This is a genomic window from Bacillus sp. JHAA, from assembly GCF_036961585.1.
Taxonomy (GTDB): Bacteria; Bacillota; Bacilli; order Bacillales; family Bacillaceae; genus Bacillus; species Bacillus velezensis.
Genome location: NZ_JBAMDE010000001.1, coordinates 466,563 through 479,886, shown reverse-complemented (window position 1 = coordinate 479,886; position 13,324 = coordinate 466,563). Strand labels below are relative to the sequence as shown.

The following is a 13,324-nucleotide window of genomic DNA, read 5'->3' as shown; positions in this document are numbered from 1 at the left end:
TACTTATAACCATGTAATAGACGAAATTCTTAAAAAAAGGTTACAAAAAGACCTTAAAATTACCTTAAAAAAAAGTTAGTATAAGACGATACATAAAGATGAGGTGAAAAAAATGAAAAAAACTATTGCAGCTTCGTTCTTAATACTGCTTTTTTCTGTTGTATTGGCAGCGTGCGGAACGGCGGATCAATCAAAGAAGGGAAGCGGTTCTTCGGAGAACCAGGCTCAAAAAGAAACGGCATATTATGTCGGTATGGCGGATACGCACACAATTGAAGTAAAAGTGGATGATCAGCCCGTCAGCTTTGAATTTTCTGATGACTTCTCTGATGTTCTGAATAAATTCAGCGAAAATGACAAAGTCAGCATTACGTATTTCACAAATGATAAAGGCCAAAAAGAGATCAAGGAAATCGAGAAAGCAAAATAATACACCATGATCAGCAAAAGGCGGGATAAAAATTGAAGAAAACAATATGGGCTGTCTGTTTTTCTGTGATATTCAGCCTGGCTTTATTACCGGAAAGCACTTTTGCGTCCAGTTCTGATATCTCAGTAAAACTGACGAATTATATTGGTAATAAATCGACTCTGAATATCGAACCTTCAGGAACTTATAAACTGACGGGAAGCGATGTCTCCTCCGTTGCCAGATTGGGAGGCGCGTCCAAATATGATACGGCTAACGCCGCGACATCCAAGTATTGGAAAAACCCGTCCAACATAGTTGTCGTTAATACGGATGCTTATTTTGCGGACACGCTTTCCGTCATTCCTTTAGCGAATAAACTGAAAGCGCCTGTTCTGCTGACTGAAGCGAAAAAACTGAGCAGCAGCACAGAAGCGCAAATCAAGAAATTCAGTCCGGATAATATTTTAATCATCGGCGGGACGAACAGTATTTCGTCGGCCGCGGAAAAGACATTGAAGAAATACGGCCGCACGAAACGGATCAGCGGAAAAAACAGATATGATCTGTCCAAAAATATTGCGGCCGAAATGGGCAGCTATGACCAGGCGGTCGTAGTAACGGGGGATGTATATACGGATGCGCTGGCAATCGCGCCTTATGCTGCGCAAAACGGCTATCCAATTCTCCTGACGAAAAAAGACTCCCTTCCGAGCTACAATCTGCCTAAAAAAGTGATCATCATGGGAGGCACTTCAAGCGTCAGCAAAGATGTGGAGAATCAAATTAAAAAGAAGGCCTCGGTCACCAAAAGAATTACCGGATCAAACAGATATCAAATATCAGCAAACGCAGTCACTTCGCTCGGCATGGATGCAAGCAAAACGGTGGCTGCCAACGGGACTAAATTAGCGGACATCGTTGTCGGATCAAATATTGCCGCCGCAAATCACATGCCGCTTGTATACATCAAAAAAAGCGAAACACCCGCCGACGAGGCCAGCCTTTTTAAAACGAAAGGCACCTATTCTTATACATTAATAGGCAGCGCGAATTCAATTGCCGATTCAGTTAAGGCTGCTTACGCAAAAGAGTTTTATCTCGTAAACGGAAAGACGTACCGTATTGAAACGTCCGGCGGCAAATTAGGCGTTGCAGGCATTAACAGCGGAAAAACGTCTTTCAAGGCGGTTCCTGCAAAATATTCAACAGCAAACACAATCAGCATTGACGGGAAGCCATATCTGGGGAATATGAGTTTCACTGCGGAATCCGGCAAATATGTAAGACCTGTTAATGAAAACATTCCTTTTGAGGATTATCTGAAAGGTGTCCTGCCGAATGAAATGCCGGGAAGCTGGCCGACAGAAGCGCTGAAAGCCCAGGCTGTTGCCGCCCGCACCTACTCTATCGGCAAGATGGGACAAACAGTCGCGGATACAACGGCCTTTCAGGTTTACGGGGGATACAGCTGGTATCCAAACGCCACCGCAGCCGTTAACGGAACAAAAGGGAAAGTGCTCACTTATTCCGGCAGATTGATAGATGCCACTTACTCATCAAGCAATGGCGGTTACATGGAAGCCGGCGATGAAGTGTGGGGATCGAAAGTGCCGTATTTAGTAGCCAAAAAGGATACAAAAGATCCGGAAATCAGCTGGTCTTTAACATTGCAGAAGCAGCAGCTGCCAGCGGGTCTGGATATGAAAAATCCCGCATCCTGGTGGTCTAAAACAAACGAAGCAAATGCTGCGCAGCTCAACGGAATAAAAAATTGGCTGATGAAAAATAAAGAAACCAATGCAAGTTCCATAAAAATTGCAAGCATCTCTGATCTCTCGCTAACCGGAAAAACAAAAGGCCAGCGCGCGGAAGACGCCGCGGTGAAGGTCACGTACCATGTGAATGACAAGTCGAAGGGCTATGTCATGAACAAGACTGCATCTGTTGAGGTGAAAGCGTCTGAACTCAGGACGATGATCGGAGCTTCATCTTTTAAAAGCACATACGCCAGTGCGTCCGGTAATTCTTCGCAAATCACGATATCAGGAAAAGGATACGGTCACGGCGTAGGAATGAGTCAATACGGAGCAAAAGAAAGAGCGGAGGCCGGAGAGCCGTATACTTCTATTCTTGCGTTCTATTACCCTAATACAGCACTTACAAACTACTAAACTTCTGTGGAGGAGATCGGATTGAAATTCATCATAAAATGTCTCCCCGTCTTTATTCTCGGGGTCATTCTATTTGTCCCTTCCGCTTTGGCTGATAACACGGTTAAAAGGATCGGCGGAAGCACCCGGTATGATACGGCTGTACTGGCGGCAAAACAATCATGGGGTGAAGCGAAAACGGTAATTATCACCGGCGGAACTTCATATGCCGATGCAATTGCCGCTGCGCCGCTTTCATATCAAAAAAATGCGCCGCTGCTGTTTACAAATAAAGATCAGCTGTCTGCCGGCACAAAAAAGGGATTAATTGATTTAAAAACGAAAAATGTGATTATCGTAGGCGGCACACCTGCCGTTTCGAAAAATACTGAAAATCAAATTGCTAAATTAGGCATCAGTGTCAAACGATTATCAGGGAGCACGAGATATGCCACAGCCGCAAAAGTGGCGGGTGAAATGACAAGATCTTCTACAGCCCTTGTGGTCAACGGGTTTGTTGATGCAGATGGAATGGCTGCGATTTCTTATGCGTCCGCTAAAAAATATCCGATTTTATTCACTAATGATTCGACATTAAATGGTTCTACGTCCAATGCGATCAAAAGCTTAGGGATTAAAAACACGATTGTCATTGGCGGGACAAGCAGCATCAGCAGCTCACTTTATAATAAGCTGCCGAACCCTTCAAGAATCAGCGGCAAAAACCGCTATAACCTGTCTGTGAATCTTGCAAAAAAGACAGGCTTAAGCACAGGCTATACGTTTGTTACCAATGGTTTTAAAGAGGCGGATACCATCGTCGGAGGCGTGCTGAGCGCCAAACAGGGAAGAGTTCACCTGCTGACGAATGGAGACAGTCTGTCAAAAGACGTCCGGACGTATATCGGAAGTAAAAACATCACCAGCTTCACCGTCATAGGAAGTGCTTCATCTTTAAGCAACAATGCCGCGTCGCAGCTTAAAAATCCCGTTGTCGGCAAAACGGTCTTTATTGATCCGGGGCACGGCTATCAGGATTCAGGAGCAACCGGCAACGGCTTGCTTGAGAAAAATGTAAATCTTGATATCGCTACGCGTCTTAACAATCAATTATACGGCGCGGGCGCGCTTACTGTAATGTCGAGGAAGGGCGACACCTTTGACTCGCTTGAGGAGAGAGTGAACAAAGGGGCGAAGGCGAACGCCGATATTTTCATCAGCGTCCATGCGAACGCAAATGATAACAGCAGTGCAAACGGTACGGAGACGTATTATGATAAAACGTACCAATCCGCAAACAGTCTGAGGCTTGCCCAAAATATTCAGCCGAGAATGGTTTCTGCTCTCGGCACGCGTGACCGCAGTGTGAAAACTGCCGGATTTTACGTCATTAAGTATTCTAAAATGCCGAGTGTCTTGTTAGAAACCGGTTTTGTCACAAGCCCGATTGATGCCAATATTTTAAAACAATCAACGAAAAAGGACAGACTCGCGGCGGGGATCACCCAAGGCGTTTCCTCCTATTTCCGATAATTTTTTCATGGAAACAGACCGGTTCATACCGGTCTGTTTTTTTATTTTTCATTATGCTTTGTCTCAAATATGGATATGAATAGATTTACAATAAAAAAACAATAATCGAAACATTCTAATAAACATTAACGCTTCCTTTACTTCCAATTAACATCCATCTGCTAAACTCACGGCATAGGTCATCAAACATCCCAACAAATCGTGAGGTGTGTGTCAGTGGGAGCAGAGAAAAGCATGAATGTAAATAATAACTATGCAGTGCGGCAGGGGACTTCCGCTGCCGTTACGGAAAGAACGGCCCGTTATTTGGCTTTTAAGCGATTCATGGACATTGTGTTTGCGCTTGCGGGGCTTTTGGCGGCGCTCCCGGTGATGGGCCTGTTCTCCATACTGATTCGTTTGGAGTCGCCCGGCCCGGCTTTTTATAAGCAGGAGCGGGTAGGCAAAGACGGGAAGCCGTTTTATTTGTATAAGCTCCGCTCTATGAAAATAGATGCTGAAAAATCGGGGGCGGTCTGGGCGCTGAAAAAGGATCCCCGCGTGACAAAGGTCGGCGCTTTTATCAGAAGGACCCGTATAGATGAGCTGCCGCAGCTGGTAAATGTGCTTCGGGGAGAAATGAGCCTGATCGGCCCGCGTCCCGAGCGTCCCGTGTTTACGGAACAGTTTCAGGCTGAGATTCCGGGGTTTACGGAGCGGCTGGCCGTTAAGCCGGGATTAAGCGGCTGGGCGCAGGTCAACGGGGGATATGACATGACACCGAGGGAAAAACTGATGTTTGACTTATATTATATCCGCAACCTGACCTTTTCATTGGAACTGAAGATTATGCTCAAAACGTGCAAAGTGATCTGGACCGGTGACGGGGCGCGATAAAAATTCTGGTCAGCAGACAAAAAAGTAGGGAAAACGATGCCTAGTATTACAAATCAAATCTTGAGCGGCGCCAAATGGACAAGTATTTCGACAGCGTGTATTACGGTCATTCAAATCGTCCAATTCGCCCTGCTCGGGCGGGTCATGTCACTGGCTGAATTCGGCCTTGTCGGCATGATCACAACGGTAGTGGTGTTTGCCCAAATCGCGCTTGATATGGGTTTTGGCGCCGCGCTCATTCAAAAAGATCATGTGACTGATAAACAGATGTCTTCCTTGTACTGGCTGAATATCATAACGGGGCTTGCGCTGTTTGCGCTGCTGTTTTTCAGCAGTCCGCTCATCGCCGATTTTTATCGGCGGGAGGAGCTTGTCTATTTAATCCGCGTGCTGGCCGTCATGTTTTTAATCGCGCCGATCGGTCAGCAATACCAGTATATGCTGCAAAAAGCGCTGGCATTTAACACGTTAAGCAAGATTGAAATCTTTTCAAATGTGTTGTCCTTCGTGTATTTGGCGGCCGCGGTTTTTTATACGGACCCGATTCTCGCCTATGTGATTTCCCAGGTGCTGCTGCAATCGTCAAAAGGGATTCTGTACTGGATGTCCTGCAGAAAAACATGGAGACCGGCGTTGGTTTTTGATCTGAAAGGAATGAAAGGCTTCTTTTCTTTCGGGGCCTTTCAGCTGTCTTCCCGGCTTGTGAACCGGCTCGGAGCGAATATTGATATGATTCTGATCGGCAGTTTTATCGGCGCCGAGGCGCTCGGCATTTACAATCTGGCCTACCAGATTGTCACGCTTCCGGTATTAAAAATTAATCCGATCATTACGAGAGTCGCGTTTCCCGTCTTTGCGAAAAACAAGCATGAAAACAGCGTTATCAGAGAAGGATTTCTCAATATGACCAAAATACTCGCGCTGATATCCTTTCCGCTTTTGCTCGGTTTGGTTTCAGTGTCGGATGCATTCGTGGCTTCGGTATTCGGAGAAAAATGGCTGGCGGCTGTCCCGGTTTTAAACGTTCTCGCCATCGTCGGGATATTAAGGGTTCTGATGAATCCGAACGGATCTGTGCTGCTCGCAAAAGGGCGGGCCGATCTGGCGTTTTATTGGGACGCCGGGGTGATGCTGCTGTATGGTGCATCTTTGTACGCCGCCGTGCTGTCCGGAAATCTCTTGACGGTAGCCTGGACGTACGCTTTCATCAGCATCCTGAATTTCCTGATCGGGCGCTGGCTGTTGGCATATGTCATTAAGCTGCGGCTGTCGGCTTACTTCAAAGCCGTGGCCAAACCGTTTCTGCTTACGGCGGCAATGGGTGTCATCGCTTTTACAGCCAGCTTCGGCACGGAGCGGATCAGCCTTGATGTCAAGCTGCGGCTGGCGATCTCCGTAGCCTGCGGCGCGTTGTGTTATTTATTCCTGTTAGGAAAAGCTTATCCGCATATGAAAAGTAAATTAAGAAAAGGACGTTTGCTATGAAGGTATTGTGGATGACAAGTGTCTATCCGAGCAGTGAGAAGCCGGGAGAAGGCGTTTTTCATGAGACGCAGGCCCAAGAACTGAGAAAGCTTGGCGCGGAGATGACCGTCATTTGTCCGCGGCCGAAACTCGCCGCGCCATTCCGGGTGCTGAAAAAGACATATCGGCAAAAGGATATCAGGCCGGCGCATGAATGGCGGAAAGGCGTGTCCGTCCACCGGCCGTTTTATCAGGCGGTTCCCGGGCAGCTGAAATGGGCGCAGCCGCATAAAAGAATGGCGTCATCGGTTCTTTCCGCGATTAAAAATCATGGCCTGAAGCCCGATCTGATTCACGCGCATTTCGCCATGCCGTCAGGCGGAGCGGCCGCCATTGTGTCAAAGGCTTTAGGCATTCCGTATGTGCTGACCTTGCATGGCAGTGATGTCAATGTCTATCCGCATTACAGCAAAAGCGCTCATCGCGCATTTACATTTGCGGTGCGGGAAGCAGCCGATATTTACGCTGTGAGCGGCAGTCTGCGGGAACAAATGAAAAAGCTTATCGAAGCGGAGTGCACCGTGCTTCCGATCGGCATCACGCTTGACGCCTTCCGAAAAAGGAACGAGACGAAAGAAGCCGTCAGAAAACGGCTCGGCCTTCCTCCGGATAAAAAACTGATCGTGTTCATCGGCAGGCTTGTCAAAGAGAAAGGCGTTTTCGACTTATCAAAAGCCGTTCAATCATTGGATGAAAGGTATGAAGCCGTCTTTGTCGGTGACGGTCCCGCCGCATCTTCATTGCGTGAAGCCGCTCATATCGTCACGGGGCAATTGCCGAACGACAAGGTACAGGACTATCTGCTGGCTTCGGATGTAATGGCGCTGCCGTCCTACAGCGAAGGCATGCCGACTGTGGTCATTGAGGCGCTCGCTCTGAAGGTGCCGGTGATCTGCACCGATGTCGGAGGATTGGCTTCTTTATTCGGGAAACACCGGGGGTTGCTGATCAAGCCGGGTTCACCTGAGACGCTGGCAGAATCGATTCTGCAATATGACGAAGGAGAGGCTTGGACGCCGCAAACAGCCGAGGAACTTTATCAAACCGTCCGCATGTATTTTGACGCAAGCCAAAACGCGAAAACGCTGAAAGAGAAATACCGATCCGTAATGAACCGGGCCGGGCAAGAGGAGAACCTTTCGAAAGAGGGATGAAGCTGTGAAAAAAATCGCTGTATTAGGAACAGGGTATGTAGGTCTTGTATCTGGAACTTGTTTTGCGGAAATCGGCCATCATGTGACTTGCTGTGACATCAATGAAGCGAAAATCAGAAGCTTGCAAAACGGAGTCATCCCGATATATGAACCGGGACTTGAGGAATTAGCCGAAAAAAATGTCAGTGCCGGGCGCTTATCCTTTACGGCCGGCATTGAGCCGGCTGTGAAAGCCGCTGATATCATCTATATCGCCGTCGGTACGCCGATGTCAAAGACGGGTGAAGCCGATCTGACCTACATTAAGGCAGCGGCGCAAACAATCGGAGAACAGCTGAACGGATACAAAATCATTGTCACCAAAAGCACTGTTCCGGTCGGGACGGGAAAGCTCGTTTACCAAATCGTCAGCGAAGCGTCAAAGGGAAAATATCCGTTTGATGTCGCGTCAAATCCTGAATTCCTCCGTGAAGGTTCGGCGGTGCGGGATACGATGCAGATGGAGCGGGCGGTCATCGGCGCCACAAGCGAACATGCCGCTTCGGTCATTGAAGAGCTTCATAAGCCGTTCCGTACGAAGGTCGTAAAGACGAATCTTGAAAGCGCGGAAATGATTAAGTATGCCGCAAATGCTTTTTTAGCCGCGAAAATATCTTTTATTAACGATATCGCCAATATTTGCGAACGTGTCGGGGCGGACATTTCCCACGTGTCAGAAGGCGTCGGTCTTGACAGCCGGATCGGGAATAAATTTCTCCAGGCGGGCATCGGATTCGGCGGATCCTGCTTTCCGAAGGATACAACGGCTTTATTGCATATCGCAAACGCCGCCGGCTATCCGTTTCAAATGATGGAAGCCGTCATTGAAACCAATCAGAAGCAGCGGGTCCGTATTACGGAAAAATTGAACCGCGCCATCGGTCCCTTAAAAGGGAAAACCGCGGCCGTACTGGGGCTGGCCTTTAAACCGCACACAAATGACGTCCGCTCCGCCCCGGCTCTTGATATCATCACAAGCCTTAAAGAGCAGGGCGCTCATGTGAAAGCGTATGATCCGATCGCGATTCCCGAAGCGTCAGCGATATTAGGAGACGGCGGCATTGAATATCACACAGAGCTGTACAGTGCCATCAAAAACGCGGACGCATGCCTGATTACAACAGATTGGCCGGAAGTCAAGGAGATGGATCTTCAGAGAGTGAAGCAGCTGCTCAAACAGCCGGTTATCATTGACGGCAGAAATATGTTTCCGCTGGAGTATATGAGGATTTCAGGATTCACTTATCATTCCGTCGGACGTCCGGCGGTTCATGCCGATCGGCAAATAAAAGAACTGGCAAGATAGAAAAAGATTTGTCTTCAGGCTCTCGGCAGCCCGGCTCGGCTGCTGTTTTGGAAAGGGGTTTGCCATGTGAGTATCAAACGTTCAGCGGCACATGTTCTTGTGCTGCTTGCCGCTCTCATTACAGGAGGATTCATCACGCTGGAGGCGGTCAGGACGGATGCCGGATTCGGAAAAATCACCGTGCTGCTGCTTGCCGCCATGATCGGTATTGCCGGACTTGCTTTGCTATCCGCCTTTACAACAAACGGTCAGATGTTTATGGGGCTCATTTATATACTGATCGCGTGTACATTTTTAAACCAGGCCTTCTTTGCGGTCCATCTCGGATTTTTCAGCTTATTTATATACCGGCTGTTATTAATCGGAGCGGGCGCCCTTCACGTCGCCGGCATCCTGACAAACCGTCATCATATTGACAGATGGAATCGGGTGAATGTAAAAGGGGTTCTGATGTTTTTCGCCTTATGGTTTACATACGGTCTCCTATCGTTATTGTGGGCAAAATCCGTGACGTACGGGATTAAATATTTAGCTTTAATGGGAATGGGCATGTTTCTGATTTATCTTATTGTCATGTTCATTCAGCGCTTTGATCAGCTGATGGTTTTTTACGGCATATGGCTTGTGATGACCATTTTTGTGATGGCGATCGGCTTTTACAATCATTTTACACACCACCATCTGCCGAGCTCCACGCTTTATAACGGCCCGCAGTACAAACAGCATTATCCGACGTCCGTTTTCTTTAATCAAAATGATTTCGCAACGTTTTTGTGCATCAGTTTCTTTCTGTATGCGGCGGCGGTGAAAAATATGAAAAACGGCTATGTGAAGGCCGTCAGCCTGCTCTTTGCGATCTGCGCTTTGTATTTAATCATTTTGACCGGTTCGCGCGCGAGTCTGCTGGGCATATGCGCGGGGGCGGCTGTATACGTCTTCATCCTGCTGCCTTCCCTGTTGAAAAAACTCGCGCTGTACGCAGCGGGAGCGGGTGCGGCGCTGTTTGCGGTTTTATTTGCGGGCCGTATCACCAATGCCGTCTTGAATCTGTTTTCAGCTCCGCAGGCGATGCCGGGACAGCATCCGCTTCCTTCCAACCTCGCGAGGGCGAATCTTTTAAAAAACGCCTTTCACTATGTGATTGATTCCTGGGGGTTCGGAGTGGGTGCCGGAAACGTCTCTTACTATTTAAAAGCAGAGCCCGTTTATGATACGGGCGGCGTAGTTGAGGTGCACAACTGGCTCGTCGAGATTATGGCGAACTTCGGCGTTCTTACGATGCTCGGTTACCTGACAGTCTATTTGTTCCTTTTTTGGACACTTTATAAATGTCATGAAAGAAAATCGGAAAATCAGTCAAGACTGATCACAGAAGGACTTATCACGGCGATGGCCGGTTTTTTGGTAAGCAGCATCAGCCCAAGCTCCGTATCAAATTTATTTTTCCACTGGGTATTTCTCTCGCTCGTGATCGCGGCGGTCAATATATTGAGGCGTTTACAAAAGGAGCCTGCCGTCACGGCGTACTATGAAAAACAGGGAGATGCGAGATGAAGGATATGTTGACAAGAATAACCCAGCGTATCAAAAAGAATATCATTTGGATCATTGCGCTGCCCGTTGTGTTAGGGGCAGCGGGATATGTATTGCCGTCAAAAATCAGCGGGGGCAGCAGTTTTACATCAGAAGCCGCGATCGCCGCGGGAAATTATGATCATCCGCTTTATAACAATACAAAAGAAATCCCGCTCCTTTTGACGAGCGATGCCTTTTTAAAGCAGGCTTTGCCTGATAAAACAGACGAAGAAAGAGCGGCCGTGAAAAGTAAACTGACTGTCGAAACACAATCAGATTCATTGATCACGGTCAGCTACAGCGGCCAAAACAAACAGGAGACCGAATCGGTGTTTCAAGCCGTCATAAAAACTTTTCTGAAGAATGATCAGGACCTGTTTGAAAAACGGGCAAAAGTAGTGCGGCAGAGTATTGCTGCGCTTGAAGGAGAAACCGTCAGCGCGGACGCCAAAGTGGATAAGGAACGATTTTTATACGAATTGAAAAATACGCAGCTGAACCTGAAAGCGGCCGGCATCATCAATTCAGAGCCGATGAATGAAACGGCGGGACAAGGCATGCCGCCGAAAAAGAAAGCGGTTCTGGGCGTTTTAATCGGCATTGCAGTTGCATTTATGTTCATTGTCATTCCTGAGTTTTTTAGAGAGTCCTTGTAAAAATCTGCGATGGAGATGTGACCATGACAAACTGGAAACCTTTCGTATCTGTCATTACACCGTCTTATAATGCAAGTGAATATATCGAAGACACGATTCAGTCTGTTTTACATCAAAGCCACCCGCATTGGGAAATGATTATCGCGGATGATTGTTCAACGGACGGAACGAGAGATATTTTACGGCAATATGAACAAAAGGATGAGCGGATCCGCGTCGTTTATTTAGAGAAAAACGGGGGAGCCGCGGCTGCCAGAAATACAGCCCTTAAACATGCCAAGGGCCGTTATGTCGCATTTCTGGACAGCGATGACAGATGGAAAAAGGAAAAGCTTCAAAAACAGCTTGCGTTTATGGCAGAGCGGTCCTGCGCTTTTTCATTTACGGGCTACAGCGTCATGGAGCAGGACGGAACGCCGACGGACAAAACGATTCAAGCCCCTGAAAGCCTGTCATATGATGAAGCTTTAAAAAACACGATTATCGGATGTTTAACGGTCATGATTGACAGAGAGCAGACGGGGCAGATTCAAATGCCTGATATCAGAACGCGGCAGGATTTAGCGACATGGCTTTCCCTGCTGAAAAGGGGATTTACGGCTTACGGCCTGAATGAGTGCCTTTCAGAATACAGGCTTGTGCAGAATTCGATTTCAAGCAACAAGTGGAAAGCCGCAAAAAAAACGTGGTTTGTTTATAGAGAAATTGAGCGCCTGCATTTTATCAAGGCTTCGTGGTGTTTTATGCAATATGCAAAAAACGCGGTCTTGAAAAGACTGTAGGCGTCAGAGGAGCTGGGTGATGAAGGTGGAACCGATTATTCACGTAATCGTCGGAGCGGCGGAATGGGGGCATGACCGGCTGAGATACAGACGGCACCGGCTGGCTGAATTTCTCGCCCGGCAAAAAGAAACGAAAAGCGTCATTTGGGTATGCCCGTCTCCGCGAGCCAATGATGGTCAGATGGCCGGGATCGCCGAGGGAATCCGGCAGTTCACTGTAAAGGATCTCATGCGGCAAAAAGCTTTCCGCTTCGGCAGGTATACAGACATGTGCTACAGGCATAAGCTTTCACCATTGGTGAACATGCTGAAGGAAGAAGGTGAAGGGGCCCGCTGCTGCTTATGGTACACCTTCCCCGGTTTTCCGCTGCTGGCAGATCTGTTTCCTTGGGATGAAGTGATTTACGATTGCAGTGATCTGTGGGCCGCTCCGATCAGCGGCCGGTCCGGGGTGCTGTCAAATGTTAGAAGAAACATCATTAAACAGGCGGAAATGAGAATCATTCAGCGTGCCGATTCCATTACGTGTACATCTGACTGTCTGCACCAGGAGGTCGGAAAAAAGCTGGAGAACCCGCACCAGAAAGTGTTCACCATTGAAAACGGAGTGGAATATGACCTGTTTTCACGGGAAAATAAACAGCCGGATGAAGACATTTTACGGGGACGGAACGGAACGGTTCTCGGTTTTATCGGCGGAATCAAACCGAAGCTCGATTTTGCGCTTATGGCGGAAACGGCAGATGTGAGGCCTGACTGGACGATTTTATTGGTAGGCCCGAACACGGCTCAGGACGATCCGGATTTCAAGTCGCTTCTGGAGCGTCCGAATGTCATCTGGACGGGACCTGCCGCGCCGAATGAAGTGCCGTCCTATATGCAGCTTGTCGACATCGGCATCATGCCTTATAAAAATTCACCTTATAATGACGCGGTATTTCCGCTCAAGCTTTTTGAATTTTTAGCCGCCGGAAAACCGGTTGTCGGCTGCAACCTTTCTTCTACGTCAAAAATCAAAAGGCCTTTCGTTTATGAACACGTTGAAGGCAGTGACCCCGCAGATTTCATCGCGGCCTGCGACGCGCTTCTGGCAGCGGACCGCAGCGGATCATACGAGGCTTTGCGCCGTGAATTGGCCCGGAGACGGGATTGGAATGTTTTATTCGGCCGAATGCTCGAATGCACGGGTATATTGAAAAATGCGCAATCCCATTAAAAGGGAAAGCGCATTTTTTCATTTGCGTGTTTCTTTTTGATGATGCTTGTTATAATAACTAGTAAGAATTATAATGGAAGGAACGGTTCAATATCAGAAAA

At 47.9% G+C, this 13,324-nt stretch carries 11 protein-coding genes; all 11 read left to right on the top strand.

Annotated features, from left to right (window positions below):
- Positions 1 to 112 precede the first annotated feature (112 nt).
- The 11 genes from V7728_RS02435 (at position 113) to tuaH (ending at position 13,223) form a co-directional block, all read left to right on the top strand.
- Positions 113 to 430 (top strand): hypothetical protein, encoded by a 318-nt coding sequence (locus tag V7728_RS02435; protein WP_007407496.1) that lies wholly within the window; start codon positions 113 to 115, stop codon positions 428 to 430.
- 32 nt (positions 431 to 462) lie between these two features.
- On the top strand, positions 463 to 2,583 hold the full coding sequence (locus V7728_RS02430; RefSeq protein WP_099567132.1) for a SpoIID/LytB domain-containing protein: 2,121 nt from the start codon (positions 463 to 465) through the stop codon (positions 2,581 to 2,583).
- Between the two features lie 21 nt (positions 2,584 to 2,604).
- Positions 2,605 to 4,095, top strand: coding sequence for an N-acetylmuramoyl-L-alanine amidase (locus V7728_RS02425; RefSeq protein WP_012118582.1), 1,491 nt, complete (start codon positions 2,605 to 2,607; stop codon positions 4,093 to 4,095).
- A 216-nt stretch (positions 4,096 to 4,311) separates the two neighbouring features.
- Positions 4,312 to 4,971 (top strand): exopolysaccharide biosynthesis polyprenyl glycosylphosphotransferase, encoded by a 660-nt coding sequence (locus V7728_RS02420; RefSeq protein ID WP_003151373.1) that lies wholly within the window; start codon positions 4,312 to 4,314, stop codon positions 4,969 to 4,971.
- A 36-nt stretch (positions 4,972 to 5,007) separates the two neighbouring features.
- Positions 5,008 to 6,456 carry a teichuronic acid biosynthesis protein TuaB gene (tuaB, locus tag V7728_RS02415; RefSeq protein ID WP_076424614.1) on the top strand — a complete coding sequence of 483 codons (1,449 nt, stop codon included), beginning with the start codon at positions 5,008 to 5,010 and terminating at the stop codon, positions 6,454 to 6,456.
- A complete protein-coding gene (tuaC, locus tag V7728_RS02410; protein ID WP_099567131.1) occupies positions 6,453 to 7,649 on the top strand; it encodes a teichuronic acid biosynthesis protein TuaC in 1,197 nt (398 codons plus the stop codon). Before tuaB ends, tuaC begins: the two co-directional genes overlap by 4 nt.
- Before the next feature lie 4 nt (positions 7,650 to 7,653).
- Entirely contained in the window at positions 7,654 to 8,994 is a 1,341-nt protein-coding gene (gene tuaD / locus V7728_RS02405; RefSeq protein ID WP_122504230.1) for a UDP-glucose 6-dehydrogenase TuaD, read from the top strand.
- A 66-nt stretch (positions 8,995 to 9,060) separates the two neighbouring features.
- On the top strand, positions 9,061 to 10,548 hold the full coding sequence (gene tuaE, locus V7728_RS02400; RefSeq protein ID WP_099567129.1) for a teichuronic acid biosynthesis protein TuaE: 1,488 nt from the start codon (positions 9,061 to 9,063) through the stop codon (positions 10,546 to 10,548).
- The gene (tuaF, locus tag V7728_RS02395) at positions 10,545 to 11,225 is read left to right on the top strand and encodes a teichuronic acid biosynthesis protein TuaF (RefSeq protein WP_099567128.1); all 681 of its coding nucleotides are present in this window, start codon (positions 10,545 to 10,547) and stop codon (positions 11,223 to 11,225) included. The genes tuaE and tuaF overlap by 4 nt, the downstream gene beginning before the upstream one ends.
- 23 nt (positions 11,226 to 11,248) lie before the next feature.
- Positions 11,249 to 12,007 (top strand): teichuronic acid biosynthesis protein TuaG, encoded by a 759-nt coding sequence (tuaG, locus tag V7728_RS02390; RefSeq protein ID WP_012118576.1) that lies wholly within the window; start codon positions 11,249 to 11,251, stop codon positions 12,005 to 12,007.
- 19 nt (positions 12,008 to 12,026) lie between these two features.
- Positions 12,027 to 13,223, top strand: a complete 1,197-nt coding sequence (gene tuaH / locus V7728_RS02385) for a teichuronic acid biosynthesis protein TuaH (RefSeq protein WP_076424609.1) — start codon at positions 12,027 to 12,029, stop codon at positions 13,221 to 13,223.
- Positions 13,224 to 13,324 lie beyond the last annotated feature (101 nt).

Coding starts and splice junctions, on each gene's coding strand:
- V7728_RS02435 (WP_007407496.1), top strand. CDS start 113: ATGAAAAAAACTATTGCAGCTTCGTTCTTAATACTGCTTTTTTCTGTT.
- tuaB (WP_076424614.1), top strand. CDS start 5,008: ATGCCTAGTATTACAAATCAAATCTTGAGCGGCGCCAAATGGACAAGT.
- tuaC (WP_099567131.1), top strand. CDS start 6,453: ATGAAGGTATTGTGGATGACAAGTGTCTATCCGAGCAGTGAGAAGCCG.
- tuaF (WP_099567128.1), top strand. CDS start 10,545: ATGAAGGATATGTTGACAAGAATAACCCAGCGTATCAAAAAGAATATC.
- tuaG (WP_012118576.1), top strand. CDS start 11,249: ATGACAAACTGGAAACCTTTCGTATCTGTCATTACACCGTCTTATAAT.
- tuaH (WP_076424609.1), top strand. CDS start 12,027: ATGAAGGTGGAACCGATTATTCACGTAATCGTCGGAGCGGCGGAATGG.